This is a genomic window from Alphaproteobacteria bacterium, assembly GCA_018063245.1.
GTDB lineage: Bacteria > Pseudomonadota > Alphaproteobacteria > JAGPBS01 > JAGPBS01 > JAGPBS01.
The window spans coordinates 1-14,542 of record JAGPBS010000001.1 but is presented as its reverse complement, the minus strand read 5'-3'; the positions used below and the strand labels follow the sequence as shown (position 1 = coordinate 14,542).

Annotated in this window: 13 protein-coding genes and 1 pseudogene; 8 read left to right on the top strand and 6 right to left on the bottom strand. The window is 40.5% G+C overall.

All coding sequences use genetic code 11. The annotated features are described in order from the left end of the window. Positions 1-295 precede the first annotated feature (295 nt). Both KBF71_00070 and mutY read right to left on the bottom strand, forming a co-directional pair. Positions 296-1,120, bottom strand: coding sequence for a hypothetical protein (locus tag KBF71_00070; GenBank protein MBP9876714.1), 825 nt, complete (start codon positions 1,118-1,120; stop codon positions 296-298). Between the two features lie 120 nt (positions 1,121-1,240). Beyond that, on the bottom strand, positions 1,241-2,320 hold the full coding sequence (gene mutY / locus KBF71_00065; protein ID MBP9876713.1) for an A/G-specific adenine glycosylase: 1,080 nt from the start codon (positions 2,318-2,320) through the stop codon (positions 1,241-1,243). Positions 2,321-2,350: 30 nt separating this feature from the next. Between mutY and KBF71_00060 the strand changes: the two genes are divergently transcribed. Together KBF71_00060 and KBF71_00055 are read left to right on the top strand one after the other, a co-directional pair. Next, positions 2,351-2,821, top strand: coding sequence for a DUF721 domain-containing protein (locus KBF71_00060; protein ID MBP9876712.1), 471 nt, complete (start codon positions 2,351-2,353; stop codon positions 2,819-2,821). Between the two features lie 294 nt (positions 2,822-3,115). Next, entirely contained in the window at positions 3,116-3,538 is a 423-nt protein-coding gene (locus tag KBF71_00055) for a hypothetical protein (protein ID MBP9876711.1), read from the top strand. A gap of 439 nt (positions 3,539-3,977) precedes the next feature. Here KBF71_00055 and KBF71_00050 read toward each other — a convergent pair whose 3' ends face one another. Further along, a complete protein-coding gene (locus tag KBF71_00050) occupies positions 3,978-4,970 on the bottom strand; it encodes a hypothetical protein (protein MBP9876710.1) in 993 nt (330 codons plus the stop codon). A gap of 103 nt (positions 4,971-5,073) precedes the next feature. Between KBF71_00050 and KBF71_00045 the strand changes: the two genes are divergently transcribed. From KBF71_00045 to KBF71_00030, 4 genes and pseudogenes are all read left to right on the top strand, one after another. Then, positions 5,074-5,937, top strand: coding sequence for a DUF1460 domain-containing protein (locus tag KBF71_00045; protein ID MBP9876709.1), 864 nt, complete (start codon positions 5,074-5,076; stop codon positions 5,935-5,937). Beyond that, positions 5,934-6,239 (top strand): annotated as a pseudogene (locus KBF71_00040) (nucleotidyltransferase domain-containing protein). The gene KBF71_00045 and the pseudogene KBF71_00040 overlap by 4 nt, the downstream one beginning before the upstream one ends. A gap of 401 nt (positions 6,240-6,640) precedes the next feature. Further along, positions 6,641-7,336 (top strand): response regulator transcription factor, encoded by a 696-nt coding sequence (locus tag KBF71_00035; protein MBP9876708.1) that lies wholly within the window; start codon positions 6,641-6,643, stop codon positions 7,334-7,336. Beyond that, positions 7,320-8,690 carry a HAMP domain-containing protein gene (locus KBF71_00030; GenBank protein MBP9876707.1) on the top strand — a complete coding sequence of 457 codons (1,371 nt, stop codon included), beginning with the start codon at positions 7,320-7,322 and terminating at the stop codon, positions 8,688-8,690. Before KBF71_00035 ends, KBF71_00030 begins: the two co-directional genes overlap by 17 nt. Before the next feature lie 345 nt (positions 8,691-9,035). On the opposite strand, the gene KBF71_00025 is transcribed toward KBF71_00030, so the two are convergent. The 3 genes from KBF71_00025 to KBF71_00015 form a co-directional block, all read right to left on the bottom strand. Further along, the gene (locus KBF71_00025) at positions 9,036-9,458 is read right to left on the bottom strand and encodes a L,D-transpeptidase family protein (GenBank protein ID MBP9876706.1); all 423 of its coding nucleotides are present in this window, start codon (positions 9,456-9,458) and stop codon (positions 9,036-9,038) included. Positions 9,459-9,698: 240 nt separating this feature from the next. Beyond that, the gene (locus tag KBF71_00020) at positions 9,699-10,706 is read right to left on the bottom strand and encodes a nitronate monooxygenase (GenBank protein ID MBP9876705.1); all 1,008 of its coding nucleotides are present in this window, start codon (positions 10,704-10,706) and stop codon (positions 9,699-9,701) included. Further along, positions 10,687-11,976 (bottom strand): aspartate kinase, encoded by a 1,290-nt coding sequence (locus tag KBF71_00015; GenBank protein ID MBP9876704.1) that lies wholly within the window; start codon positions 11,974-11,976, stop codon positions 10,687-10,689. Before KBF71_00015 ends, KBF71_00020 begins: the two co-directional genes overlap by 20 nt. A 71-nt stretch (positions 11,977-12,047) precedes the next feature. Between KBF71_00015 and ubiG the strand changes: the two genes are divergently transcribed. Together ubiG and KBF71_00005 are read left to right on the top strand one after the other, a co-directional pair. After that, the gene (gene ubiG / locus KBF71_00010; GenBank protein ID MBP9876703.1) at positions 12,048-12,809 is read left to right on the top strand and encodes a bifunctional 2-polyprenyl-6-hydroxyphenol methylase/3-demethylubiquinol 3-O-methyltransferase UbiG; all 762 of its coding nucleotides are present in this window, start codon (positions 12,048-12,050) and stop codon (positions 12,807-12,809) included. Next, positions 12,806-14,320, top strand: a complete 1,515-nt coding sequence (locus KBF71_00005) for a hypothetical protein (protein MBP9876702.1) — start codon at positions 12,806-12,808, stop codon at positions 14,318-14,320. The genes ubiG and KBF71_00005 overlap by 4 nt, the downstream gene beginning before the upstream one ends. Positions 14,321-14,542: the final 222 nt, after the last annotated feature.

Genomic DNA, 14,542 nt, shown 5'->3' with positions numbered 1-14,542 from the left:
ATGGTATCCATAGGCAGTCTAGCAGATTGCGCCTAAGGCTACAATCTTAAAAAGGCAAGAACTGTTAACAACGCACACTTTGTCATTGCATATGCCTTCATCGTTCAGTAACAACAATTTAGAAAATCGTCATTCAGAGCCACCCCTTAAGGGTGGCGTGGAATCTTATCAAGACCTAACTCGTCATGCTGAATTTATTTTAGCATCTCCAGATCCTGAAACAAGTTCAGGATGACTAAATGGTGAGATTGCTGAGACTCCACGGGCCCTCTGAGTGAGGGAAAATTAACAGATCCTACTCTTCTTTAAACATTGTGCCAAACATCTCAGACTCTTCGAGCAGCTGATGGTTTTCATCTTGACCAGCGGCAGGAGCTTGGGCAGCTGCCGGAGGCGCTTGCTGCTGTTGCTGACGAGCTGCATGTTCACGTGCAATGCGCTCTAATTCTACTCTTTGTCTTTCAATAGCACTTTGCTCTCTTTGAGCTCTTTCTGCTGCTTCACGTTGCTGCTGGACTTGTTGTTGCTGTTGCTGTTGACGTTGTGCATTTTCTCGAGCAATGCGATCAAATTCTTTCTGCTGAAGCTCAATTGTGCGACGCTCATCTTGTGCCCTTTGAGCTGCCGCTGCTTCATTTTGTTGCTGTTGTTCTCTTTGAACGCGACGCTGATTTTCTCTTTGTTGCTCTTCAAATCTTTGTTGATCTTGCAGTCTCATCAACTCACGTCTTTGATGCTCATTCGCTCTCGTTTGTCTTTGACTGTCTCTTCTTGCATCTTCAAGCTCTCTTCTTTGACGTTCAAGTGCATCTTTTTCAAACTTTACACGTCTTGCTTCAGCATTTCTGTGATCTTCCTTTTCTCTTCTAAGACGATCATTTTCAAGTTTCAAATTAAAAAGGCGATCTTGTTCTCTTTGACGCTCAAGCGCTCTTTGCTTACGCTTTTGCTCAGCTAAGTAATTATTCATCACACGGTTCTGTTGATCTGGCGTCATCTGATACCAAACTGATTCCTCAACACCGTAAATTTCTCTTGATGCAGAATAAGTGCCTAAATCTGTACAAGCGCTCATCAAAATGGTTGAGCTTAACAATAAAATTGGTAATGTCTTTTTCATCTTCGATGTCCTTCAAATTAATATCAATATTGCCGTCTAAAATACATGGCTATCTAGGGTCAATACCTGTTCAATAGCCACTCATTTTAATAAGATATTAACCTAATTGTCAAGGAAATCTTAAGAACCAATCTTTCCGTATGAATTTCTTGCAAATTTTAATGCCTTTTGAATCATCGTCGGCAGAGCATATTGATCAAGATTTTGCAAATGCACCCACTCATGTTCTTGAGATCGTTTGTTCAGTGTTGTTTTCAAAATTGTCATCTCTAATTGAAAGTGCGTAAATTGATGTGTCACAAACCCATCGAGAGCAATCCATTTAATTGCCTCATCTTGAACGGGCATAAATGGAGCCATATCTGGATTGTCAGCATAAGCTTTATATGTCTTTGTATCCCACGGTGTTGAAGGCAACTCCCACAGCCCACCCAGCAGGCCCTTTAAAGGTCTTTTTCTCAAAATGATATGCCCTGCCGACTCAACCCAAAATAGTGTTGCTTTTCGCACAGGTCTTTCTGATTTTGGTAGACGCCTTGGATAATCCTCTGGTCTACCAACTTTTGTTGCCTTACAAAATGACTGTAGAGGGCATAAGATACACATGGGCTTTTGAGGTTTGCAAACAGTTGCTCCCAAATCCATGATCGCTTCAGCATAATTGCCAGGCCGCACTTTGGGCGTTAAAGTCATTGCTTTTTCACGAATCAAAGGCTTCGCGGTTGGCAAAGGCTCTTCAATCAAAAACAATCTTGAAATCACTCTTTCAACATTTCCATCAACAATTGTATTTGGCTGATCATAGGCAATTGCAGAGATGGCTGCTGCTGTGTAAGGACCAACACCTGGCAGCTCAAGAAGTTCTTTTTCAAGACTCGGCACGATACCATCAAATTTTTGGACAATGACCTTTGCACATTTATGTAAATTATGAGCGCGGGAATAATAACCAAGACCTGCCCACTCCCTCAAAACATCATCAATATCAGCTTTTGCCAAATCAAAAACCGTTGGCCATTTTTGAGTAAACTTATTAAAATAGGCATAAACAGTTGCAACAGTTGTTTGCTGAAGCATAATTTCAGATAACCAAATGAAATACGGATTTTTTGTCTGCTCTTTTTGAGCGCGCCATGGTAAACTTCTCCCAGATTGATCAAACCAATCTAAGAGTGCTGAGGCAACGGTCTGGTGATTCATGATAACAACACTATAAAATGATGAAAGAAGATGAAAGCTCTATCGACTATCATGCCAAAATTGGCCAAAAATGCAATGGGAAAGATCGGTGTTGATTTTGGTAACTTAATTATCGCTTGGCCAAATGTCATGGGCACTGACTTTGCAAGCAAATGTTCGATTGAAAAAATAGATTTCAAGAAAGACGAAAGAGGCAATGCAACAGTCACTTTGGCTGTCCAAACTTACTTTGCAACAGAATGCCAATATCAAATCCCTTACCTAATTGATAAAATCAATTCTTACATGGGGTATCAGGCTGTCGGATCTATCAAACTCAAACAAATCATGACAAATCCCAAAAGCCTCAAAAATAATCCTCTAAAACAAAATGTAATCAAGACCAACCCTCTCTCAGAAGCCGATAAATCCACTATCAACTCATCTATAAATACATTTGAAAATCAAGAACTTAAAGAAATTCTACAATCTTATGGCGAAGCCATTTACAAAAAACGATAATCCATAAAACATACAAAAAAATCAAAGATATACCCATGATACAAAAAGGGGTATATTTGTTATTTTATGAAAAATGATATATAATATAACTAAGAGGGGGAGATGGTAGCATCGAATCCCTCCAGAAAACGGGAAAGACGCGTGCATAATAGATTATTTTCGAGAGAGTTTTAGGAAAGGCGCAGATAAGCACCGCAGAATATATGGACATATTTGAGGAGCGTAGACAAGCCTTAAAGCTAAAATCACCGAAAAGAGGCATTATGCAATGGTCTTGGAGAGGGGGTGAGTTCTATGTCCAACTATCCAGTAGGTAAAATGGTTCTTTCCAGCCTTGGCTTTGGCCTCGTGTTCTACGTTGTGTGGTGGGTCTTCTTTGACCACTTCTTCGCACATATGCTAACAGATTATGCAAGCTTTATGCGTCCCGCAGGTGATACCATGGTAATGTATGGCATGCCTTTTGCGGCATTCGTCATGGGTTATGTCTATACATATCTTTATCATCACTTTCATCATGCTGTTGATCATCATGGTATAATGAAGGGTGTCATGTTTGGCTTCTATGTCTGGTTGTTATTTGCGGCTTATGGTCTTTTTGACTATACAATGTCTGTCCACGCCTTTGGCTTAACAGTTGTTTGGCTTCTTGCAATGGCTGTTGTGTTTATGGTGGGCGGTATTGTTGTGCACATGTTCATGGGAGTTAAAGATTAGGAAACGAAAGATATCACCAAAATCACAAGATTTTGGTTTAAAAAATTAAATGGGTGTATAGCGTGTCTTACACCCATTTAATTTTTTAGATAGAGATCCGATACATAATGAGATTAACTCATAATTTGAGAACCGTCATTCAGAGTCACCCCCAAAAGGGGTGACGTGGAATCTCATCTAATTAACAACTGAGTGCAATTTCTTTTGAGAGACTACAGAGACTCCACGGGCTCCCGCAGGAGCCCTCTGAGTGACGGAATTTAATCTTTTCATCAACGAATTACGTGACCTTTACAGCGATGACGATGATGTATATTGCCCAATATAACTGCTCTCAAATGAATGAATCAGCGTCAGGTAAGCAACGAGTGACCTGTCCACCGAAGCACGCAGTGCGTAGGAGGAAGCAGTAGAATTTCAAAATGGCGTCTGGTATTGCTTACACCCATTTAATTTTGCGCAATATCCATAGCTCAACGAGGCCTAATGCAACAAGAATCAGGGTATAGAATATAAAGGAGCTATCTGAGCCTGCTCCTGGGATACCTGCCAAGTTCATCCCTAATAGGCCTGTAAAGAAGGTGAGTGGCAAGAAGAAAACCGTAATCACTGACAGCACATAAATGTTGTAGTTCACTTTTTGTGTTAGTTTATTTGCGCGCTCGTCTTGGATATAGTGCAAACGCTCGCGGCAAGTATTTAGAGTCTCTAACAGCTTAGTGAAATATTCTGTATGTTCTTTTAGAACCAAACGCTGCTGCTTTGATAAAAAAGTCAACTCACTATTCGCAAGACCATGCAGCACAGACATTTCAGGCACCAAGTTCTTACGCAAGTTAATACTCAATAAGCGGTACGAGATAAAATCGCCAGGCTCATAATCAGCCTCATCATCAAGAAGCTTTTGCTCAATCTTATAAATCTTGTCATCAAGACCATGAATGGTTTCTTCCATTTCATCATAAATCTTCTGGACGATCATAATGATGATCTCCCCGATTGACTTGGGCGATTTATTATGGCGAATCTTATCTTCTATGTATTCAAAGGTCCCTGTTCTGTGAACGCGGGATGAAATCAGCTTATTATCATCAATCCAAAGACGAATCGATGCCATTTCATCGATATCATGGCCCGGATCATAATTGAGAGCTTTTAAAACAATAAAGATCCCTTCAGGAAATATCGTTAAACGTGCCCGGCTGTCCTCAGTAATAAAGCTTTCCAGAATATCTTTCGGAATGTTAGATTCTGCTTCAAGCCATGCAATATTTTCTTCATCCAGAGATTCCAGATGAATCCACTCGTAACTTTTTTGATGATGATGATTTTTCCCACTCACTTTGCGTGTCTGAGGAAGCGGCCCCGGCACACATTCACCTTTATCATCCAGGTGTCTAATTTTAATCATTGAAGGTGTATTTACTTTCATGACCCCGATCATCTATACTTAAGTGAGAAGATTATTTAAAATGAGAACCAAGCCTCCTACTGAAATATACAACGATTACAAAACAATTCAAGGATTATTTTCAATGCCAACACAAAAAACATCAGATTCAATACGCAGTGATATTGAATTACTTAGCTCTCAGTATCTTGGAAAACCTTATGTTGAGAATCCATTAAATGATTCTGACCGCAGAATCCGTTACGATGGGTTTGATTGTGTCACTTATGTTGAGACAGTCCTTGCTTTCTCACGCAAGGCTTCTGAGAAAAATATTCGGAGTGTAATGGACCAAATTCGATATAAAGATGCGCAAGTTGGTTTCGTACGTCGTCATCATATTGTTGAACAAAGCTGGATTCCTGAAAATATCAAAAAAGGCCTTGTCAAAGACGTAACCGAACGCTATGCAGAGCAAATGCAAATTCAAGTTCACCATGCTGAATCCTTTGCTGACCCAAAGGGCTTTTTTGAAAAGTCCCATTTTGATGAGCTCAAAAAAGAATACAAAGTTAACTCACGCGAAGAATGGGATGCCCTCCTTCAAAAAATGATAGATGATAATCAAATGCCCGATTGTTTAAAAGGTGAAAACGTTTCCTGCCCTTACTTATCGATTCAAGATCTTCTCCAAAATCCTGAAAAACTGAAACTCCTCGAAACAGGAACAATCCTCTGGATTGTCAGACCCAATTGGAACATGAAAGAGTCCACAGGAACTGATCTTGTGATTTCTCATCTTGGTTTTACAATCAGAGCCTATGATGGACAAGTTCGTTTCCGTCATGCAACCTCAAATGAGCCTAAACAAGTTGTAGATGTTTTATTAGAAGATTATCTGGCACAATACAAAGATCCAGATCAAACAACTGTCAGAGGCATCCGACTCCTTGACGTCTGCCCTGATCAAGAAATGACAGAGTCACCAACTCTAAAAAGGAAAAAATAATGCATTCTATCAAACAATATGAATTCTATTATCGTCTCCGAAGCCTTCCCTATGTAAATGAAATATGGTTATTTGGCTCAAGATCCAAAAACACATCTCTTGAACGATCTGATATCGATTTGGCTATTCTCTGTCCAAAGGCCACAAGCGAAGAATGGCAAAATATTCGAAATATTATTGATTCTGCTGATACTCTCTTAAAAATTGACTGCCTCAGGTTTGATCAACTGAAAGATTCTGCCCTAAAAGCTGACATTGAAAAAACAAAGTCTGTTCTCTTTAAAAGAGTTGAGAATAATTATGACTGGTACGAACTCTTTTTAGACCTAGGCGAAGCTCTTGAGAAATTTCAAGATGTCTCACAAATGGATAAAGATAAACACCCTTATCTAACAGAAGCAACAATTCAAATTTTTGAATATAGCTTTAAACTTTATTGGAAAATGCTCAAAAAAATCTGCTATCAAGAAGGGATCGAGGTTCAATCTCCTCGAGCAACTTTTCAACAATCCTTTGCTCTCAAATTGATCGACGATGAAACAGTATGGTTAAAAATGATGGAAAATCGCAATCTCACCTCACATACTTACAAGCAACCTACAGCAAATATGATATATAACGAGTGCAAAACTTACCTTCCTATCATGATGAAAAGCTACGCATCATTACAGCAGAAGTATCATATTTAGCAAGGAAAGACAACATGTCAGACTTTTCGATTTTAATTATTGATGATGATGAAAGATTGAGAGATCTGCTGCACACTTATATCTCTGATCACGATTACTTAGTCACAACGGCAGAAAATGCAAATGCCGCTAAAAAAATTCTGAAAGACCAAAGATTTGATCTCATCATTATGGATATCACCATGCCTGGACAAGATGGTCTTTCACTCACAGATGAAATCCGGAACAAATTCCACAATGATGTTCCGATCCTTCTATTGACCGCTAGAGGCAATACGGAAGACAGAATCACTGGCCTTGAGAAAGGCGCTGATGACTATCTGGCAAAGCCATTTGACCCGAAAGAACTATTGCTCCGCATTAAATCGATTCTGAAAAGGCAGAATCAAACAAAAGCACCGCACACAAATCTTTTCTTGAAAAAAGGCCTCTGGCAATTCTCCCCAGGGCAACAAAAGCTGCTCATTGATCAGATTGAAATTCCCCTCACCCAAACGGAATCAAAGTTTCTGCATATTCTTTGGGAGAAAAATGGAGAACCGGTCTCGCGTGATCTCTTGTCAAATGCTTTTCAAACAGATTATTTCTCACGCTCCTTTGACATTCTAGTCACGCGTTTGCGTAAAAAAATTGGCGATGACCCAAAGCACCCTAACTACCTCAAAACAATTCGCAACAAAGGATACCTTCTGCTTGTCCCAACCTTATGATCCATTCTCAAAATTAAAGGCCTTTATACCTCGCACTCTTTTTAAAAGAGCGCTACTCATCATTATTGTTCCACTTATTTTACTGCAGCTCATTTCAACTTATGTTTTCTATGTTCGTCATGTGGAAACACTCACTCAAAAATTAGCAGGACATCTTATTACAGAAATTGAATATACAATCTCTGAATTTGAAAAACTGCCAAATCCTCAATCCTCAAAACCACTGTTCGATCAAATTGAAAAATTTTTCAAAATCAAAGTGCAATATGAAAAAAAATTAAAGCTCAAAAATAAAATCAGAACCTACCCATCGCTCACAACCCAAATCCTCAGCAATGCACTCGAATCTTCTCTCGATGCAAACTACGCAATTGATGCAAAATCAAAGCAAGATCACATGCTCATTAGCGTTCAGGTCAAAGATGGTATTTTGATTTTTGACATCCATAAAAGACGTCTTTCAACCTCAACAACCTATATTTTCATTGTCTGGATGATTGGTTCATCCATCATTCTTTTCACCATCGCAATCATCTTCTTGCGCAATCAAATCAGGCCTATTATTCGCCTTGCCAATGCGGCTGACAATTTTGGTAAAGGCCGCGATGATAAAAATTTCAGGCCCAAAGGCGCCCTTGAGGTTCGGCAGGCTGCCAATGCATTCATTAAAATGAAACAAAGAATCACACAGCAAATTCAGCAACGAACTGAAATGCTCGCTGGTGTTTCACACGATTTAAGAACCCCCCTCACGCGCATGAATCTTGCCCTTGAGATGATCAAATCAAGCCAAGCCTCTAAAAAGAATATCGACAAATATGTCTCTGAAATCGATCATGACATTATCGATATGGAAGAGATGATCAATGCCTATCTCACCTTTGCAAAAGGAGAAGGCACAGAGGAAAATCAATCCGTCAAAATCTCAAACTTTCTAACAGATTTGACCTCGCAAGTGAAACGTCAACATCGCAAGTTCATTTTTTCATCAGATGAGAGTCCGGATCTTGATTTTAAAATGCCAATCAAACCGAATGCGCTCAAACGCGCCCTCATTAACCTCATCAACAACGGTTTTGACTATGGCGATACCGTCTGGCTCCGCACAAAGAAGCTCACTCAATTTCTCATCATTTACATTGATGACAATGGTCCAGGCATCCCTAAACAAGATAGAGAGAGTGTCTTTAAACCCTTCGTTCGCCTTGCAAGCACTGATTCTATAAAAAGAAATAGCAACATCGGCCTTGGCCTTCCGATCACACGCGATATTATTCTCTCACACGGCGGCGATATCAAACTCTCTGATAGTCCTAAAGGCGGCCTTAGAGTCAAGATTACTTTACCTTTATAGGTCACATAGCCGATTCACTCACCCGTCATATATGGACGCCAATAATAAGGCAAGGAAAAAGAACGTCATTGCGAGGAAGCCTCGTCGTAGCGGAGCGAAGACGGAGCTGACGTGGCAATCTCATCAAACTAAATAAGTAGATTGCCACGCCCTAAAGGGCTCGCAATGACGAGCACGTACCATCCATACCGTCATTCAGAGCCACCTCCCCAAGAGGTGGTGTGGAATCTCATCAATATAATGACTAAGAATAATTATTCTTGATATATCGCAAAGACTCCACGGGCTCCTGTGGGAGCCCTCTGAGTGACGCATAATGACAACGTTCAAAAGTCTTGATAATGACTAAGGCCGAATCTCAATCACAGTCCCGACTCTTGTCGAATCATAGATCTCTCTCATTTCTTCATTAGTGAGAGCCATACAGCCATGGGTCCAGTCCCACTGGAGATGTTTCTTACCAACTCTCCCATGCTTGAGGCCATGAATCATGATATCGCCACCAGGTGAAACACCTTTGCTGCGTGCTTTTGCTCGATCTTGATCATTCGGATAAGAAATCTTCAGTGTCCGATAAAAAGCACTTTTGGGATTCTTTTTGGCAATCGTATAGATTCCCTCAGGCGTTTTCCCATCACCCTTTTTCTGCTTATGCCCAACAGGATTAAATCCCAAGGCAATCTGATATTCTCTCAATTTTTCATTCTGCGAAAAGAGTGTCATACGACGCTTCTTTTTTTCAACCAGAATATAGTCAACCATCTTCATTGGTTTCTTTTCTAGGATCGCCAGACTTGATGGAGCAAATAAAACACAAATACCCAGTAACAGCCCTAACAGACTCACAACTCTCCGAAACATACTCACCTCTAAAAATAAAAAAGGCATATTACTGCCCTTAAGGTCAGTATATAACAAAAACTATTTAAATGTAAACATTTTTTTAATAAATCGAATCTTGAATATCAAAAAGCACTTTTTAATGATCATTTAAAATGGCGATTGGTATTACGCAGCTCTTTGCATCAAAGCGCTATGGATTTGCGCGCGCAGGTCATTGATGATTATTTCAACAGGCTGCTCTTCTGTCACAAAAACAACAGATTGCCCTGCCATTACAGAACCATTTTCAATATCACCCTCGACAACGGCGCGGCGTAGAGATCCTGCCCAAAAATGTTCAACAGCAAGCTGTGCTTCTTTTAACTCAAGCAATCCATCATCAAGCTGTTTGACAATTTCACGCTGCCTATCCAAAAAGGCTTGCGATGCCTTGTTTTTAATAGCTCTCACAGGGATTACAGGCAATCTTGGGTCTAATTGAACTGAAGTCTGCGCATCACGGGCATGAGACTTGATAAATGCATTTTTGAACTGTGGATGTGCAATTGATTCAGAGGCACAAACAAAACGGGTTCCCAGCTGAACACCTGCAGCACCTTGATCAAGATAAGATAAAATTGCCTCTCCGCGACCAATACCACCAGCAACAAAAACCGGCACATCACGAATTTCTGGCAGAATTTCTTGTGCAAGAACAGATGTTGACACAGATCCAATATGACCACCCGCTTCCATCCCTTCAATGATAAAAGCATCTGTTCCCATTTTAAGGAGCTTTTTTGCAATTACCAGAGCTGGGGCAAAGCAAATCAACTTTGCACCTGAGGCTTTTACAGCTTCAATTTGACGCGCAGAAGGCAAGCCGCCTGCCAAAATAATGTGACCAACTTGATGCGATGCTGCAACCTCGATTAATTTCTCAATGTCTGGATGCATTGTGATTAAGTTCACACCAAATGGCTTTTTTGTGAGCGCTTTTGTGGCTGCAATTTCTTGACTCAGCAAATCTGGAGTCATCGCACCACAGGCTAGAATCCCGAAACCACCCGCATTGGAAATCGCTGAGACCAAATGACGCTCAGAAACCCACGTCATGGCCCCACCTAAAATTGCATACTCACACCCTAGGAAATCAGTACCACGTTTCCAGAGCCTATCTAATTTTTGTTGCATATCCACTTTGTTCATCCTGTAATAACAACGACGTTTCATTTATACTTTTATCAAGTTCGAACCCTTGATGCAAGCTTCTTACAACAAGCTCGACATAATCTTCAGGGATAAGAGCTGTTAAATTCTGGTCAGAAAATGAAAAATGAAGATAAGAAATCTTTTTTTCATGAAATAAATTAATAAATCGCTCAATATACTCAGCTTTTCTGGCCAAATGCATCCCTATAATAGACACTTTTGCATAAGAAAGCAAGATTTCATATGATTTTGAGCCAAGATCTCTCTTTGAATTCTGTAATATCTTTTCAACTTTAGGCAAATCTTTTGATAAGAAGCCAATTGTCACAGTGAGTTTATCATGTAAAACCCTTTCATTCAGGGACAATATCGTGACATGATTTTGTCTCAAACGGTCAAGAAACCCTTCTAAAAATGCATTATCACCGGCTGTCAAATTGAAGCGCACAACATGAAGAGCACGCAATTGAGCAACGCCTGAAATACGTGAAAGGGAAGCCGATTGGTCATCTGGAATCACCAAGGTACCTGGCATTTCACTCCCAATCCTGTCTGAGAATGTTGAAAGAACCTGAACTGAAACAGAATGCCGATCTGCAAGATCAACTGATCGCGGGTGTAAAACCTTCGCGCCCATATAGGCAAGCATGCGCATTTCGGACAAGGAGATTTGATTGATCTTTTGAGCTTGGGGCACAATCCGTGGATCGGCTGTATAAACACCATCAACATCAGTGTAGATATCACATCTGCTAGCACCCAAAGCTGCAGCGAGTGCAACAGCTGAAACATCTGAGCCGCCGCGTCCAAGCGTTGTGATTCTTCCTTTTTGAGTCACGCCTTGAAAACCTGAGACAATAGCGATTTCCTGCTCTTGAAAGGCCTCTTCTAAATGAGCCGTTTCAATTCTCTGAATATGTGCAGAGCCATGATGATCATTCGTGATGATCGGTATTTGCCACCCAAGCCATGATCGTGACATGAGTCCAAGCTGTTGTAAACACATGGAAAGAAGGGCAGCTGAGACTTGCTCCCCTGTTGAGACAACTGAGTCATACTCTTTTGTATCATGCAAAAGACTAGCCTCAGAACAAAGCTGAACCAATTCATCTGTAACGCCTGCCATAGCAGAGACAACAACGCATATCTCTTTATGTGTTTGATATTCGTGAGCGATTTTTTGGGCAACTCTTTTGATTTGAGGCATTGATGCCATCGATGTGCCGCCGAATTTTAAAACAAGTCTTTTCATGTACGATACTTTGCAGTAAACTGTGAACTAACTTCAAGGATTAACAAATTAAGATGACTCCTCAAGATTATATGGCAAAACAAAAAAAAACAACAGCGAATGAGAATGAAATTTCATTTTTCAATTCTTTAGCTGAAAGTTGGTGGGATCCTAAAGGAAAATTTGCTCCTCTGCACAAATTTAACCCTGTGCGTCTTGATTACATGACAAAAGTCATTGCAACAGAATTCAATCGCGATCTTACAAAAGATAAACCATTTCAAGGCCTTACCATCTTAGATGTTGGCTCAGGTGGCGGCCTTTTATCAGAACCATTTGCAAGATTAGGCGCTGAGGTTATTGGCATTGATGCCGCAGAAAGAAACATCAAAATAGCAAAGCTCCATGCTGAACAAATGGGGCTTGATATCACCTCTCATCACAAAACGGCTGAAGACATGCTCAAAGGCAAAAAACGATTCGACATTGTGCTTGCTATGGAGATTGTGGAGCACGTGGATGATGTTTCCTTCTTTATCACTTCCATCAGCCAATTGGTTGCTAAGGATGGATTGCTTTTCATGTCAACCTTAAATAGAACAGCGAAATCATATCTCTTTGGCATTATCGGCGCTGAATATGTTTTAAGATGGCTTGCAAAAGGAACACATAGCTGGCAAAAGTTTTTGAAACCCTCAGAACTCATCGCTGAAATTCAAGGCAATGGCTTAAAAGTTCAAAACCTCATGGGCATTACTTACTCGCCTTTAAGCGACCGTTTTTCATTAAACCCCAAAGATCTTTCCATCAATTACATGCTTTATGCCAAAAAAGAAAATGAGCCTTCCACATGATCAAAAAACATTTTTTTGCTATCACGCTCAGCATTCTCATTCTTTTTTCTGTCAAAGGCCTGGCCTATGACCTTGATGATTTCAAAAAGGAAGTGGTTGATCTCCCCTCCTTTTTAAAAGCAGTCACGCCCATTCTGCCGTCTGAGTACGCTCCTCAAACCGAAGGCACAATTGACGTCAGAGAGATTGGGAAAGATCAATATACGCTCGATATTGCAAACCTCTATCTGATCCCAGCCAACCAAGTTACCTCCGGCAAAGTCACCCATAAGATTCGACTTGGGCAATTTTCAATCAATTGCCAAAAGCATGCAGATCAAAAAGGATTTCACTTTAAAGCACTGCTGCCTGGTACAATCAAAATTTTGGGTGAGAGTGATGTTCCGACTGGAGAGATTCACATTCATCAAGGCACCCTTGAAGGCGACTGGGATTACAGCCAAAAGGCTGTCTCATCTTTGACTCTAGGATCAAAAGCCTTTGATATAACAGATGCACTCAAACAGCCTCTTTTAGAGATTGAGGGCCTCACAATCTCAGAAAAAATTGAATCTCTCAGGCCTCAGTCTCTTAAAAGTTCTCTCGTCTACGACATCACAAAACTCTGGCATCATGAGAGTAAAACGCTCCCCTCCATCAAAGTGGATCAATTCAAAATTATCTCGAGATCAGAAGGCATGTCGAAAGATCACTACCAAAATATCTTCGAGCTCATTACTTACTTGAGCCTCTTAAAGCCAATGGGCCTTGCTGAATGGAACCAGGACGAAGCGCAAGTACAGCATCAAAATCTAGAGAGGCTCGAGCCTTCTATCAACGGATTACACGTCCAGTTTTCGTTAAAAAACGTGACTGTGAATCATCAGATTGAAAAATACGATTTAACTTTTGAAAATCTTGAACAACATATCGATCTCCAGAACCTCGATCAAAATCAGTTTGGCTTACTTGTCGGATTCCGCCTTGATAACCCGCATCTTCTCAACCCCTCATTACCCAAAAATATTCTCCCTGAAGTTGTGATGTTCAATATAACAGGAGAGAAAATTCCCCAAACCGCTTTCTGGACAGCTGTTCGGCAATTTCTTGTTGACTCCCATTTGCCTGGCAATAAAATCAATCTCGATTGGAGCCTGCCTCCATTCATCAAAGCTATGAAGCAAGCAGGCACCCAATTTAGAATCAATAGAGCTCTTTATGAAAATGACGTCTTTAAGCTAATTGGCCAAGGCAATTTCAATTTCAAACCCCTGGCCGAGCGGGACATGACAGCTCAAGCGAACTTTACCGTAAAAGATATCGATAGCTTTATTCATCAACTCACAGCAGCGCAAATTCAAAATCCTGATTTTGGCCTCTTCTCGACGCTGATCACATTGAAACTCATGAGAGAAATTGGTATTCCGCAAGAAGGCGTGCGCAAGCCATCAGAAAGAGAATATGATTTTACACTGGATGAGGCAGGCAATATGAAACTGAATCATTTCGCATTTCCAAAATCAAAGAAGTAATTGATATTTATCAATTACTTCTTATTCCCGTCTTCTTCTTTGTCATTCCCGCTCCTCACTTTATCACCCCTGCTCCTCATTTTGTCACCCCCGCGGTGTATAGTAACGGATGATTGCCAAGACTCTTGTAATGTGCTATTAGGTATAAATTATTTAGTCATCAGAGGATACGCAAATGCAAATAAAATTACACGCTAACGCACGAACAACACCTAAAATCAG